Below are 14,584 nucleotides of genomic sequence, written 5' to 3'. Positions count from 1 at the left end.
TCTTCGCGTTTCAACGATGAATGAAAGTATATATGGTGCACCTGCCCGAATGTTGCCCGATGGTTAAAAGGGCAAAGAAAATGGTGAGTTACTCGATAACGTATCGACGCTGGCGCACAGCGGCCAGCGTCGCGGAATCCAGCGCACAGCCCAGACCGCTCTCGTGGCCGGGGGCATTCAGCGTGATGATGCCGTCGGGGGCCGTGTAGGCGGGCACCGTGAGATTGGCGTCGAAATAACGGGCCGTGGCGCCCAAATCGCCGGGAATGACCACGCCGGGCAGCGTTTGGAAAGCGGCGTGGGCGAAGCGGGACACGCCCGTGTCGTACATGCCGCTCATGCAGACCTCGCGTCCCTCGGCCAGCGCCCGATGCACGAAGGCGAGGGACCGCTCGATACCGCCGAACTTCCCGATCTTCACCATGGCACAGCGCAGCTCGGGATGCTCGAAGAGCCCCGCGGCCTCTTCGGCGCTGGTGAACGACTCGTCTAGGCAAAGGGGCATGGCCAACGTGTGCTGGAACGACGCCAACCGCGCAAACGGATCGCGCTTCGCTCGCTCGCCGCCGGCCGCCGCCAGGTTGAGCGGCTCTTCGATCCAGCCGATATCCAGCTCGTCGTAGGCCCGCAGCTCGGCGAGGTTGTGCAGCCCGAAGCTCTGGTTCGCATCCAGCGTGATGAGCAGGCGGGGGAAGGCCCGGCGCACGGCGCGCACCGCAGGCAACCCCTTGCCCGGCGCCACCTTCAGCTTGATGCGCTGGTAGCCCGCGTCCACGCATTCGCGCACCTCGGCCACGGTTTGGGACGGCGTGCCGAGGCCCACCACCGCGCCGCTGTACACCTTGCGCGTGGCACCGCGGCGCTCGCTCGGGCGCGCCCAGCCCACGGCGGGCTCTTCGCCCTCGAGCGCGGATGCCGCCCGAGTCATGCGGTCGAACTCCTCGCCGAGCAGCTTCCACAGCGGCTTGTCGGCAATCTTTCCGTACAAGTCCCAGCAGGCCATCTCAAGAGCGCTCACCGCCATGGGGAAGTCCTGCGCCCCCTCAAGGGCAAGCAGGTCGGCGGCCACTTCGCGCGGATGCAGGTACGTGGCGGCAATGACGCGCGGACCTAGCACCTCGCGCATGACGTGCACATCATCGCCGAGCGTTTCGGGTAAATACCAATCGGTGTCGAAGGCGGTGCACTCCCCCAAACCCACACGGCCCTTGCGGTCAATCACCTCAACGATGACCGTGTCGCGGTAGGTGAGCGTCTCCTTCGGTGTTTTGAAGGGCTTGGAAAACGGCAGGCGCACATGGTGCAGCACCACGCGCTTGATGTTGATATTCTGGCTGAATAGCGCCTCGCAAGCCGCGCGATCGATCTTGCCGATGCCGGTGCGGGGCAGCTCGTCGACAATGGAAATCTGCTCGGGAACGTACAGCTTCGAAAGACGCCGGGCCAGCGTGTCGCGCAAACGCCGCGTGCTGATCAGCGGCGCGTCGGGGGTGAGCTCCACCACCGCGGCGGGACGACGCCCCCAGCGGGCGTCGGGCAGGCCGAACACGTAGGCATCGGCCACGCCGGGAATGCGCACGAGGGCGTCCACGATCTCGGCCGGGTACACGTTCTCGCCGCCGGAGATGAACATGTCGCTCGTGCGCTCGCGCACGTAGAGGCAGCCCTCGTGCAAAGCCGCCGTATCGCCGGTGAGGAAGTACCCGTCCACCGTGAAGGCCGCTCGCGCGTTCGCATAACCGCCGAACACACCGGGGCCGCGCAGGGCAAGTCGGCCAAAGCCCTGGGAGTCGGGCTCCACGATACGGGCCGAATAGCCGGCTAAAAGCCGCATGCCGCCGGTGAACTGCGCCGTAATGGGCGAATTCGCCACCTGACTCGAGGTTTCGGTCATGCCGTAGCTCGCAAAGAGGCGCGCTTTGACCTCGAGGGCCCGCGCCACCGTCTTCGCATTCAGCGGGCCGCCGCCGAGAAGAATGCACTCGTACTGGGCCAGGGCGCCAGGGCGCACGTTCAGCATGTCCTGCAGCATCTTGTCCACAACCGAAATATGGGAAGCGTGCATAACCTCGGCATCGCGCAGCACGGTTTTCGCGTCGAAGCGCTCGTAGAGGCGCAAGGGCCAGCGACTGCAAACGCTACGCACGATTACCTGAAAGCCGCCGACATGGAAAAAAGGCAGCACCGCCTGCCACAGCCCGCGCCCGCGCACGCGTCCGGAAAGCACGCGATTCGATGCTTTCGACGCCTCTATCAGGTTGTTCCACGTAAGCTCGGCCGCCTTAGGCTTGCCCGTGGTGCCGGACGTGAACATGATGAGGGCCCGTTGACCGGAGTCGAAAATATGGGCCGCGCGCTCGGCGAAGTGGATGGCGTCCTCCACCGAACCGCCGAGAGAGTCGTCCACGCGTCCGGCGCGCTCGTCGCGCAGAAGCGAGTTGGTCACCGCCTCGAAGAGCTTGGGCTCCCCGGCCTCATCCACCGTGTAGGCCACGCGCACACCGGCCCGCTCTAACTCGAGCAGCCGCGTGAGCTTTTCTGCATCGGAGAGCCGATGGTTAAGCGCCACCAAACCGAATCCGCCGTAGGCCGCAGCCAGGGCGAGGAACACGTACATGGGGCAATTCGGCAAATCCACCGCCACCATGTCGCCCGGGAACACGCCCTTGTCGCGCAAACGCCGCGCCAACTGGGAGGCCACGAGCCGCACCTGACGATAGGTGTAGGCCGTCTCGTTCCCCCGCCTGTCGACATAGCTGAAGAACACGGCATCGGGCCGCAGCTGCGCAGTGCTTTCAAAAATGTCGATCATGGGCGATTAGATCCTACGGAAACTTCGGGAACTGGGTGAAGTCGGGGGCACGATGCTCCTTGAAGGCGTCGCGACCCTCCTTGGCCTCATCGGTGGTGTAGTACAGAAGCGTGGCATCGCCGGCCAGCTGCTGGATGCCCGCGAGCCCATCGGTGGCAGCGTTGAAGGAGGCTTTCATGAAGCGCAGGGCAGTCGGCGAGAACTGCATCATCTCGGCCGCCCAGCTCATGCACTCGTTTTCCAGCTCATCGAAGGGCACGACTTTGTTCACAAGCCCCATCTCCAGGGCTTCGGCAGCCGTGTACTGGCGGCAGAGGTACCAAATCTCGCGCGCCTTCTTCTGGCCCACGATAGCAGCCAGATACCCCGCGCCGTAACCGGCGTCGAAGGAGCCCACCTTGGGACCGGTCTGGCCGAACTTCGCCGTATCGGCGGCGATGGTGAGATCGCACAGAATTGAGAGCACGTGTCCGCCGCCGATGGCATACCCGTTCACCATGGCGATAACGGGCTTGGGCACCACGCGGATGAGCCGCTGCAGGTCGAGCACGTTCAGGCGCGGAATGTTGTCCTCGCCCACGTATCCGCCGTTGCCGCGAATCTTCTGGTCGCCGCCGGAGCAGAACGCCTCGTCCTCATGACGGCCGCCGTGGTTCACGCCCGTCAGCAAGATAACGCCCACCGACGCGTCGTCGCGCGCCTCGGAGAACGCATCGTACATCTCTGTCACCGTCAGCGGTGTGAACGCGTTGCGGCGCTCGGGCCTATTGATGGAAATCTTCGCCACACCATCGCACAGCTCGTAGCGAATCTCCTTGTACTCCTTGCCGCACTTCCACTCGTAGTTGCTCAAGACTGATACTCCTCTATCGTGTCAATCGCTCAGGGCGATTACTTACATGCCTTCGGATTCGAAGCGCTTCTTCAGGGCTTCCTGGTGAATGGCATGCTGCAGGGCCACTTCCTTGCTTACGATGCCTTCCTTCACCAGGCGGTGCAGGCTCTGATCCATGGTGCGCATGCCGGCGCCGGCGGAACTGGCGATGACCGAATCGATCTGATGGGTCTTCTCCTCGCGGATGAGGTTGCGAATAGCCGGCGTGGCGGTCATGATCTCGAAGACGGGCACGATGCCGCCATCAACCGTGGGCACGAGCTGCTGGGACACCACGGCCTGAAGCACGAGCGACAGCTGCATGCGAATCTGGCGCTGCTGGTTTGCCGGGAAGGCATCGATGATGCGGTCGACCGTGGAAGAGGCACCCGTGGTGTGCAGGGTGGAGAAGAGCAGCTGGGCCATCTCGGCAGCGGTCATAGCCGTACCGATGGTCTCCGAATCGCGCATCTCGCCGAGCAGAATGACGTCCGGCGCCTCGCGCATGGCGCTGCGCAGGGCCTCGGCGTAGGTGGCCACATCCGAGGGAATCTCACGCTGGGTGACGATGCAGCCCTCGTGGCGGTGCACATACTCGATGGGATCCTCCATGGTGATGATATGCCCCGTGCGCGCCTTGTTCAGCTTGTCGATGATGCAGGCAAGCGTCGTGGACTTGCCAGCGCCGGCCGGTCCGGTCACCAGTACCAAGCCCTTTTGGAAGTCGGCGCAAGCCATGACGTCGGCGGGAATGTGATAGTCCTCGGGGTTGGGCAGCGCGAAGGGAATGACGCGGATGACAGCACCCAAGCTTCCGCGCTGACGAAACACATTCACGCGAAAACGCCCCATGCCGGCCACGGCAAAGGAGAAGTCGTCGTCGTGGTTGTGGCCGTTCATGAACACCATGACATCGCGGCCGGACAGCTCGTAGATGGCCTCCACCAAACCGCGGGTATCGTCGGGCATAAGCGGGGCCATGTCCATGCGGTTCTGACGGCCGTCGGCGGTGTAGGTGAGCGGCAGGCCCGCGACGATGAAGACGTCCGACGCCTTCTTGTCAATCATTTCCTGCAACAGTGCCTTCAGTTTCATAGAAGCTCTCTCCTTGTCTTTCTAGCCGAGCCACAGGTTCTCGCCTGTGCCGTCGTCGGTCCATTCTGTTGTGACTTTCCACTGCTCAATGGTGTAGGTTGCGTTGTCGTTCAGGCGCAGCACGATATTCAGTGTACGGCCGCTTTCCACCGAGAACGTGACGGCGACTTCGTCGCCCGAGCGCTGGCCGAAGGAGGCGACCGGCGCGCCTTCGCCCTCCGCCAGGGAAATCTCGACGCTTTCGGTTGCCGCCTCGCCGGACAGGGACTCGTCTTCGATAATGAGCTCTTCAGTCGCGGCGGCTTCAGAGGATTCGGACCCCTGAATTCCGTAGCGCGCAAGCACGTCGTCTACTGCGGCATCGCCTTGAGCGAGAGCAGCATCCACGTTAGCCACGAACTGCTGACCCACGTCTTCAAGCTGATAGGTTTCGGTCGTGGTAGCCGCTTGGCGCTCGGTAGTGGAAAGCTCGGCCAGCGAGGTGGTCACGGAAAGCACCGCGAGCACCGCCAGGCACAGCACGATGATAAGCGTGAACAGGCTGATAGGGCCGATACGCACCGATCCGTGGGGTTTCGCCACTTAGCTCACCTCCCCGTCGCGCGCCGCGCCGCCTACCGGCGTGCTGGCCAAAGGCGTGCCCGCAGGCTCCGCCACAACATCGCCGCTCACGTAGGCCGCCGTTTCCACCTGATAGATTGGCTCGGCGCTCTCGTCAGCCAGCGTCACCTCATAGGAGGCGGCGTTGGCGTTCGGAGCAGAGATGCTGCTCACTGCATCCTGGTCCCACACGGTGATGACCGCCCGGTACATCACGCCGGCCCCGGTGGGCTCGGCCGTCACGTCGCGCACGAGCACCAGATCGCCCTCGTAGCACAGGTTCGCATCGGTGTCTTCGGCATCCAGAGTCTGGGCGCCCGTCACGGCCGCCGGGTCGGCCGCGAATTCCTCGGCGGAATTCGACGCCATCACAAGGGCGTTCATAAGATGCGCCGACTCGCGGCCGATGCGGTCGGATTCGGCGTTCAGGTTCATGAGCACCGCCAGCGAGCCCGTGAGAAACACGAGCAGCAGCAGGGCCTCCACGATGAAGGCCGCACCGGGCCACACAGCGCGCTCCTTGCGTACCCGGCCCAAGCGGTCGTTGTAGCGGTCCAGGCGCGCGTCGGCCACGTTGGCCTCGCGATGGGTCGCAACGGAATAATCCGCCATAGAGCGGCGGCTTGCAGATCCACCGGCCATCAGGCATCACCTCCCGCGCAGCGCAGGGCCACCACAGCCTCGCCGGCGTCGGTTTTCAGCGTGAGCAGCCCGCCTGTGTAAGAGAAATCGAAGATGGAAGACTTCACGATGGGCGTGGCCTTCTCGGGATCGTAGGGAGCGCCCTCCATGGCGTACTCCTCCATGATGGTGCCGTCGTAGCGGTACAGGCGCGTCTCGTACACGCCGGAGGGCAGCGTCTCGCGCAGCACCAGGGCCGGCCCCTGAAGCAGGCTTCTCGCCTCGGTGCTGTTCTCGTCGGCCATGGCCGGCTGGCCCAGGTCCTCGTCGCCCTCGGCGATGACCATATCCACGCCCTCGGCAGTCACCCAAGCGCGGGCCACCGCATCAACTTGGTCGTTGGCCCTCACGTCGTTGGCGAGCAGCGTGAGCGAAAGACGCTGGTCGTCGGCGAGAGCGCTCTCGCGATTCAATCCGCGGTACACATCGGTGCCCGCGAGGATGGCCATAAGGAGCGTCACCACGAACAGCGCGAACAAAAGCCCCGTGAACACGCGGCCAAAATCGCGTTCGCGATGACGCGGGCGGCCACCGTAGGCCTTGCCGGACTGGGCGAGCTGGGTCGTGCCCGCTTGCTTCATGCTCATCGCGGCACCACCACCACGCTGGGAGGCACGTTCGAAGCGAAGGCCTCGTAGGTGACGGCGTAATCCTCGTGGTTCACGATGAGCCCGTAGTGCTCTTCCAGATAGCTGAGCCGCGCAGGATAGGCGCCTTCCACGGCCGCGCACTGCATGGCCGCATCCAGCACCGCCGTGCGCACCGAAGCGGCGGACTGCGCCTCAGTTTCGATGTTCACCGTATCCCAGGTGAACCACAGCAGCACCGCCAGCACTACGGCGACGATGATGGCAACCACCCGCCGCGTGCGGCGCCGCTGCATGTGGGCTGTCTTACCGTGAATCATGGCTCTTACCCGATAGATCCCATGATGCCGATAAGCGGCAGCATAACCGAAATGAGCGTGGCGCCCACAGCAATGGTGAGGAAGGCGGCCAGCGCCGGCTCAATGTTGTCGATAGCCGAGTCAATCTGCAGAATAGCGTCGTCGAAGAAGTTCGCGGAAAGGCGGTCGAGCGCCGCATCCAACGAGCCAGAGCGCGTGCCGATGGTGAGCAGGCGCGCGTGAATCTGCTCGAACACCTCGGCCTCGCTGATGGCCTGGGCCAGCGAGCGGGGGTGGGCCGCGTCGATCATGAGCGCATAGGCGCTTTGGGCCTTGGCCTTAAGCCCCTCGTGCTCCACAATTTCCATGGCCCGCTGCATGGCCTCATCGGTATTGATGCCCGAGGCGGTATAGGCCGCCAAAGCCGAGGTGAAGCGGGACACCGCCAGCTGCTCCATGGCGGGGCGAGTGGCCGGGAACTTCTCCATGAGGTGCATGACCGAGATGCGGCCCGATTCGGAGCGGCAGGCAAGGGCGCCGGCCACCGCCACAATGGCGCAGACGAGCGTGATGCCTAAGGCCACCCAGCCAATGCCGACAGAAAGACCCACGGCGCCGGACGAGCCGCCCGTAAGCGAGCCGGCCATCGAGACGTAGACGTCTTCGAACACCGGCAGAATGATGACGACCGTGAAGGCCAAGATGATGCTCATGATGCACAGAAGGGCCGCCGGATAGCCCACCGACGAGCGAATCTTCGCGAAGAGGCGGTCCTCCTCATCGTAGTAAACGCCCAGCGCCCGCAGCACCTCTTCCAAACGTCCCGAGGACTCGCCCACGCCCACCATATCCACGGCGTAGCGCGGGAAGGCACCCGAGGCCTTCATGGCCGTGCCCAAATTCTCGCCGGCGTTCAGGCTCTTGTAGACGTTTTCGCAGGTAGCTTGCAGGGCCACGTCTCCGATGTCCTCGGAGAGCATGCCCACTGCCTCATCGGTCTGGATGCCCGCCGCCAGCATCATGGCGACGCTCTCGCAGAAAAGGCTGATGCCCGCGCTGTCGAGTTTCGGTTTGGCCATGGCGTCCCTCGTCTTCTTCCTAATAGGTGTATCGGTCGGTATAGCTGGTACCGTCGCCAATGGTGCTCGCGGCACCACTGGCGGCGAAGGTTAAATCTACGCGCGTCCAACTGTTCGGCTTAATGCTGATCTCGACGCTTACCCATTCCCCATCAATATATACCATGTTCCACGCATGGTAGACATCGTCGGGAGAAACGTAGCCGGTGATGACCTGGCACGGAATGCCCAGGCTGCGCAGCATCGCCGCGCCCAAAGAAGCGTAATCGAAGCAGATGCCCGTGCCCGAGGCGAGCGTGGCATCGGGGTCGGGCACATAGCCGGTGGCCGAAGCGAGCTGGGCGGCCTTGTCGTGGTCGTAGGTGATGTTGTCCACCACCCACTGGTAGATGTTGCGCACCACGTCGCCCTGATTGGCAGCGCCGCTGGCCAGCTCGCGGGCCTTGGCCACCACCGCCGAGGACTCATCGTAGTTCACGAACAGATTCGGCACGAGGAAGGGCGCCGTATCGCTCGCAAGGTTCACGTTGTCGATGACGCTGAACAGCTCCACGTAGTTGTTGCCCGAGGTGTTCTGCATAACGCGGAAATTATAGGGGCCGTCCCCCATGTTGATGGGCACGATGATGGGCGTGCCGTCGCCGGGCAAGTCGTAGTTGTAGCTCATCTCGCCCTTGCTCACTTGGAACTTGAGCCGGGAGTCGCTTTTGGCCGAGGCCCCCACAAACCCCTGGGCGAGCTGAGAGGTGTCGATGGCGCAATCGTTGCCCGTCTGGGCCGCGCCCTCGTTGAACGACGAGAGGGCAAGCGACTCGGGCGCCGTATAGGCCGGGCCCGACGTGGTGCTTTCTCCCCCGCCGCCGTTCGGATCACCCGAGGCGCTGGACCCCGAGCCCTGAGAGCCGCCGCATCCCGCAAGCGCGCACGCAAGCGCGAGCAGTAAAGCCGCGCCGAGCGCAGCCGCCAGCCGGCGGTATGTCAGCAAGCGCGCCAAGCGCCTACAGCCATTCCTTCAGCGTCTTCACCAACAGGTCGATTTCCATAGGTTTGGACATGTGGGCGTTCATGCCGGCGGCGCGAGCGCGGGCCACGTCATCGGCAAAGGCGTCGGCCGTCAGCGCCACGATGGGAATCTCGCCCAAATCGGGACGCGGATCGATGGTCGTGTCATCAAGACCGCGGCCCTGCGCAGCAGCGCGAATGGCGGAGGCGGCCTCGTAGCCGTTCATCACGGGCATCTGAATGTCCATGAACACGAAGTCGTAGTGCCCCGGCTCGGCATCGAGCAGCTTCTCCACAGCAATGCGTCCGTTCTCGGCATGGTCTACCTCAAGGCCCGTCATACCCATGATGTCGAGTGCGATAGCCGCGGCGATGGAGTTGTCCTCAGTGAGCAGCACGCGATGCCCGCTGAAGTCGGTCTGCTGGAGCATCTCAAGCTCGCTGGCCGCTTCTTCCTGCTCGTCATCGAGCAAGCCCTTCATCACATGGATGAGGCGGCTGCGGAACAGCGGCTTGGAGATGAAGGCGTCCACGCCCACCGAGCGCGCCTCCTGCTCCACGGCCGTCCAGTCGTAGGCCGAAAGAATGATGATGGGCAGATCGTCGGCAACGATCTCGCGAATCTCGCGGGCCGCCTCGATACCGCTTTTGCCGGGCATCTTCCAATCCAGAATGATGGCCACGTAATCGCGGGCCTCTTCCACGGCCCGACGCACCGCCTCCACGGCCTCTTCGCCGGAAAGCACGTAATCGGGATCCATGCCGACGCTCTTCAGCACCTCGCAGGCGCCCTCGGCCGCGTCCTCTTCGTCGTCAGCCACAAGCACGCGCAGGCCCTGGAAGCTCGACAGGTCGTGGTCGTCGCCCTCGCGCAGCTTCATGTACACAGTAACGGTGAACGTGGTACCCTCGCCGAGCTTCGACTGCACGTCGATGGTGCCATTCATGAGGTTCACCACCGAGCGCACGATGGACATGCCAAGGCCCGTCCCCTCCACCTTGGTGACGCGGGAGTCGTTGGCGCGGCTGAAGGGCTCGAAGACCTTCTTTACAAAGTCCTCGGACATGCCGCAGCCGGTGTCGGAGAAGGTGAACTCGTAGCAGCCCGACCCCTTGATGCGGCTCGGCAGCTCCTTGATGCGCAAGGACACGGTGCCACCTTCGGGAGTGAACTTCACGGAGTTGCCCATGATGTTCACGAACACCTGCTGCAGGCGCATGGGGTCGCCTACCACGTGCTCGTGCTGGATGTCGGCAATCTCCACCTTCAGATCCAGATGCTTGTCGTTGATCTGGGGCGTCATGATGGAAAGGAGGCTCTCGACGGTTTCGGGCAGATCGAAATCCTCTTCGGAAAGACCTAAGTTGCCCGACTCGATCTTCGCCATATCGAGCACCTCGTTGATAAGGCCGAGCAGATGGCGGCTGGAAGTGGTGATCTTGGTGAGGCAGTCCTTCACGCGCTCCGGATCGTCCAGATACATGGTGGCGATGGCCGTAAGCCCCATGATGGAGTTCATGGGCGTGCGGATGTCGTGGGACATGGAGTTCAAGAAGTCGCTCTTGGCCTTCGAGGCGCGCTCGGCCTCGCGGAAGGCGTCTTCCAGCGCGTTGTGGTTTGCGATCTCGCGCTCCTTCACGTCGGTAACATCCTGCACCGACATGAGCACCGACTGCACCACGCCGGATGCGTCGCGCACCAGCGGAAGCATGGAAGCCTGGTTCCACGACACCTCGCCCGTCTCCGGGTCGACCAAGCGGTACTCCAGATGCAGGTAGCTCACATCCTCGGTCAGATGCGCCTGAATGTACTCGGGCGTGAGCATCTCCTTCATGCGCTCGGCCTCCTCCGGGTCGGCGAAGCGCATCTGCCAGTAGTAGCGGAACATGTTGTACTCGCCGTGGCGCGGCAGGTCGTCCTTGATGCCCTCGTCCTTCAGGTACTCGTAGGTGTTATTGGCCATGTCGATGACGGCAAAGCGCTGGAACAGAGCCAGCGACGAGTTCACGATGCCCGTCGCGTGCTCGCTCTCGCTTAAGAGCTTCTTGCGCTGGCGCATCGTCTGTACCAGGAAGAATGTGCCCACACCAGCCAGGGCAAGGCCCACCAGGCCTGCGAACACCAGGCCCGCGAAGCTGGCGCGAGACATCATGCCATCGGTAATGGAAGACGGGAATGTGCGCATGAGCATCCAGTCGTACGAGGGAAGCTGCATGACATAGGCCATGCCAGACCCGGCGTTGCCTTTGTAGTCGAACGTAATCGAGGTGCCGTTATGGAAAGCGGCCTCCAAATCGGCACGGGTGATATCGCTTGTGGTGCTCTCCTCGAAATAGAGGTCCTGGGCGTAGCCCACATCGCTGAACGAGGTGGAGGAGTGCGCCACCACCACGCCATCGCGGGCGCACAGATAGGTGGACGTCTGCTCGCCAAAGAAGTAGGTGGCCAGGAAGTTCTCCATGGAGTCTTCCCGGTACGCGCCCGTGACCACGCCGACGACCTCGCCATCGAAGTACAGCGGCGTGTAGAAAATCACAGAAAGGTCGCCGTAGAACAGCGAATCATCCGTGGCGCAGACGCCCGACTCGCCCTCGATGCCCTGAGTATAGTACTCGCGATCGGACGCGTCGCCCTCCTGGCCGCGGTCATCGTAGGTCAGGCCCCCTTTTTCCGAGAACGCCACGTAATCGAAGTTGAGGGAAGCGGCCAGCGTCATCAGGCCCTCGACGCTCGCGTCATCGGCGCTGGCAAGCGTCGCCTCGTACATAGAGGCCAAAAGCTGCACCTTGGTTTGGGAGTCGGTCATCCACTCGTCAATACGACGGGCCGACTGCTCCGTGGAACCTTGAAGGTACTTGGCGTTCTGCTCGTTGATGCGCTCGGTGTTCATGGTGAAGAACAGCACAAAGGCCAAGATGACCACCAAAATGGCGAGCATAACCGCGATAATGCGACCGCTTTTTGTCTTGTTTTCCATTCCGGTCAGGAACCTTTCCTTCTTTGGGGCCTCGCACCCCTGGCGCCGCGGGCGCCATCGCGCGCAAGTTCGTCTCAGCTAGATAATGGCGATGGAGTCAACCACAAGGGCATAGGCGTCGCGCACCTTCGGCATAAGCTCCGGCACGGCCGCCAGATTCGCCGGCGTGCCGGCGTCGTCAAGGCGCAGGGCGTCGGACAGCTCGCAGGACGCCTCGAACAGCGGCGTGAAACCCAAATCGCGGCTCACGCCCTTCAGCGTGTGGGCGCCACGGAAGGCCTCGGAGAAATCCCCTGCTTCCAGGGCGGCCTCCAGCGTCTGCATCGAGGTATCCTGCAGAAAAATCTTAGCGAACTTCTCGATGCGCTCGTCGGTGAGCAAACGGCCTCGCACCGTCTCCAAATCGCCGCCCATGGCAGCGTAGGCAATTTCCAAAGACATTCGTTACTCCTTTATATAGTGCGTTGCAGTCTACTGGTCATCATCGTCACTGTCTATGCCGGAAAGGGCCGTGTGGCCGCCTTCGAACAAAGAGCCCCGCTCCTCTTCGCTCAAATCGTCGTAGAAAACGTAGCCGCCACGTCCTGAACGCTTCATGTGATAGAGCGCCATGTCGGCCTGGCGGAACAGCTCGTCGTAGTCGCGCACGCCGTCATCGGTGGTGGCCACGCCCATGGAGACCGACAGTGGGAAACCGTCAACCTCGCCCTCGAGAGAGCCATGGATGCGCGCTACCAGCGGACGCGGGTCCGGCGGGCATTCCATGCACACGAGGAATTCGTCGCCGCCCACGCGGGCCACCACATCGGTGGTACGAACGCTTTCCTGCAGCAGGTGCGCAAAGTGCTGGAGCACTTTGTCGCCGAACTGGTGACCGTAGTTGTCGTTGGCCTGCTTGAACAGGTCCAAATCACATACCAGCATCACGAAGCGGTCATCCGACCGCTCGGCCCCGTGGTCTTCCCCGAGGCGCTCGGTGATGACCTTGCGGGCGAAAGCGCCGTTGACCACCTCGGTCAGCGGGTCGTGGTAGGCCTTGAACTGCAAATCGCGCAGCTGGGCCTGCTGGTCGTCGATGTCGATGAACTTGCCGATAGACCCCAGGTAGGCCGGCGGATTCTCGTCGGACCACAGGGCCTGGGCAATAAGGTGCAGCCAGCGCGACTCGCCGTCGACGTTGACTTCCATCTCCATGTTGACGGTCGGGCTCTCCGGCGTGGTGGCGCGCAGCATCTTATTCAGCTTATCGATGTTGGCCTGGCCGAATACGGAAAGGAACGCCTCGTCGCTGTACGGGTCCATGATAATTTCCGGCAGCCCCAGCTTACGATCGCCCCAATCGGACAACACGATGATGGAGGGCTCGGCGGTGTACTCGAACTGCACCTCGTTACTCATGCTGGCGAAGAAGTGGTACTTCATGCGCTCGTAATCGAGCAGCTCCAAGGTGCGGGACGACGCCTCGGCATCGGCGGCGAAATCGGTCACGTGAAGCGTGTCAACGTTGATCTCGCGTCCCGTGACGCCACGGTTCAAACGGCTCTTCAGCTCCTCGGCCACCTCGGTGAGGCACTGCAGAATGAGCGGGTTGAAGCTGCCACACTCGCCGTCGCGAATCATGCGCAGAGCTTCCTCGTGGCTGAACGGCGGCTTGTACACGCGCTGGCTCGTGAGGGCGTCGTACACATCGGCCAAGGCAACGACCTGGGCCGATATGGGAATCTCATCGCCGGAAAGACCATCGGGATAACCGCGGCCATCGTAGCGCTCGTGGTGCCATCGGCAAATGTCGCGAGCCACGCGCACCAGCTTCTCGTCCTTGTACAGCTCAAGGTCGTCCAGCATGTCGGCGCCCACGGCAGAGTGCGTCTTCATGACCTCGAACTCTTCGTCGGTGAAGCGGCCGGGCTTGTTCAGAATCTCCTCGGGAATGGCGATCTTGCCGATATCGTGCAAGCTGGAGGCCATGGATATGAGTGAGATGTCCTCGGGCGTCAGCTCGTACTGGTCGGTCAAGCGCACCAGATGCGTGAGAATCATCTCGGTCATGGCCTGCACGTTCAGCACGTGCATGCCGCTCTCGCCGTTACGAAACTCCACGATGTGCGACAAGATGTACACCATGAGGTTGTTCGACTTCTCGCGCTCGTACACCTGGTCGGCCACCATGCCCATGAGCGTACGCTGCTTCTGGTACAGCATGAGGGTGTTCATGACGCGGCGACGCACGATGTTCACGTCGTAGGGGCGGTTGATGAAGTCGGTCACGCCCAGCTCGTAGGCGCGCTCCACGTAGGCGGCGTCGGATTCGGCGGACACCATGATGACCGGGATGTCCTTGATCCAGCCGTTCTTGTTCATCAAATCCAGCACATCGAAGCCGTTCATATGCGGCATCACGTAATCGAGAAGCACGAGTGAAATACCCGTGCCCTCTTTCTGCAGCTGGGCAACGGCCTGCTTGCCGTCCTCGGCCTCGATGATGCGGAAGCTGTCGCCGATCATGTCGGCAAGCAGCGCTCGATTGAGCATCGAGTCGTCGACGATGAGAATCGTCTGCTTGGTGTTGTTAAAGCT

General features: G+C 62.8%; 12 protein-coding genes. All 12 read right to left on the bottom strand.

Annotation, left to right across the window (positions count from 1 at the left end):
- Positions 1-88: 88 nt before the first annotated feature.
- On the bottom strand, positions 89-2,812 hold the full coding sequence (locus VJ923_RS03235) for an AMP-binding protein (protein WP_326438472.1): 2,724 nt from the start codon (positions 2,810-2,812) through the stop codon (positions 89-91).
- A 13-nt stretch (positions 2,813-2,825) separates the two neighbouring features.
- A complete protein-coding gene (gene menB / locus VJ923_RS03230; RefSeq protein WP_326438470.1) occupies positions 2,826-3,665 on the bottom strand; it encodes a 1,4-dihydroxy-2-naphthoyl-CoA synthase in 840 nt (279 codons plus the stop codon).
- A gap of 42 nt (positions 3,666-3,707) precedes the next feature.
- Positions 3,708-4,781: a type IV pilus twitching motility protein PilT gene (locus VJ923_RS03225; RefSeq protein WP_326438468.1), complete on the bottom strand. Its 1,074-nt coding sequence runs from the start codon at positions 4,779-4,781 to the stop codon at positions 3,708-3,710.
- A gap of 21 nt (positions 4,782-4,802) precedes the next feature.
- The gene (locus tag VJ923_RS03220; protein WP_326438465.1) at positions 4,803-5,363 is read right to left on the bottom strand and encodes a S4A5 electrogenic sodium bicarbonate cotransporter 4; all 561 of its coding nucleotides are present in this window, start codon (positions 5,361-5,363) and stop codon (positions 4,803-4,805) included.
- Positions 5,364-6,023 carry a hypothetical protein gene (locus VJ923_RS03215; RefSeq protein WP_326438463.1) on the bottom strand — a complete coding sequence of 220 codons (660 nt, stop codon included), beginning with the start codon at positions 6,021-6,023 and terminating at the stop codon, positions 5,364-5,366.
- On the bottom strand, positions 6,023-6,649 hold the full coding sequence (locus tag VJ923_RS03210; RefSeq protein WP_326438461.1) for a DUF4860 domain-containing protein: 627 nt from the start codon (positions 6,647-6,649) through the stop codon (positions 6,023-6,025). Before VJ923_RS03210 ends, VJ923_RS03215 begins: the two co-directional genes overlap by 1 nt.
- On the bottom strand, positions 6,646-6,969 hold the full coding sequence (locus tag VJ923_RS03205) for a hypothetical protein (RefSeq protein WP_326438459.1): 324 nt from the start codon (positions 6,967-6,969) through the stop codon (positions 6,646-6,648). Before VJ923_RS03205 ends, VJ923_RS03210 begins: the two co-directional genes overlap by 4 nt.
- A gap of 5 nt (positions 6,970-6,974) precedes the next feature.
- Positions 6,975-8,027: a type II secretion system F family protein gene (locus VJ923_RS03200; protein ID WP_326438457.1), complete on the bottom strand. Its 1,053-nt coding sequence runs from the start codon at positions 8,025-8,027 to the stop codon at positions 6,975-6,977.
- Positions 8,028-8,046: 19 nt separating this feature from the next.
- Entirely contained in the window at positions 8,047-9,021 is a 975-nt protein-coding gene (locus tag VJ923_RS03195) for a transglutaminase-like domain-containing protein (protein WP_326438455.1), read from the bottom strand.
- 4 nt (positions 9,022-9,025) lie between these two features.
- Positions 9,026-12,007: a hybrid sensor histidine kinase/response regulator gene (locus VJ923_RS03190; protein ID WP_326438453.1), complete on the bottom strand. Its 2,982-nt coding sequence runs from the start codon at positions 12,005-12,007 to the stop codon at positions 9,026-9,028.
- A 78-nt stretch (positions 12,008-12,085) separates the two neighbouring features.
- Entirely contained in the window at positions 12,086-12,448 is a 363-nt protein-coding gene (locus VJ923_RS03185) for an Hpt domain-containing protein (protein ID WP_326438451.1), read from the bottom strand.
- A 30-nt stretch (positions 12,449-12,478) separates the two neighbouring features.
- Positions 12,479-14,554 carry a GGDEF/HDGYP domain-containing response regulator gene (locus VJ923_RS03180; protein WP_326438695.1) on the bottom strand — a complete coding sequence of 692 codons (2,076 nt, stop codon included), beginning with the start codon at positions 14,552-14,554 and terminating at the stop codon, positions 12,479-12,481.
- Between the last annotated feature and the right edge of the window lie 30 nt (positions 14,555-14,584).

This window comes from Adlercreutzia shanghongiae (assembly GCF_035830635.1).
In the GTDB taxonomy this organism is placed as follows: domain Bacteria; phylum Actinomycetota; class Coriobacteriia; order Coriobacteriales; family Eggerthellaceae; genus Adlercreutzia; species Adlercreutzia shanghongiae.
The sequence above is the reverse complement of the archived record's forward strand: the minus strand, read 5'-3'. Positions and strand labels throughout refer to the sequence as shown.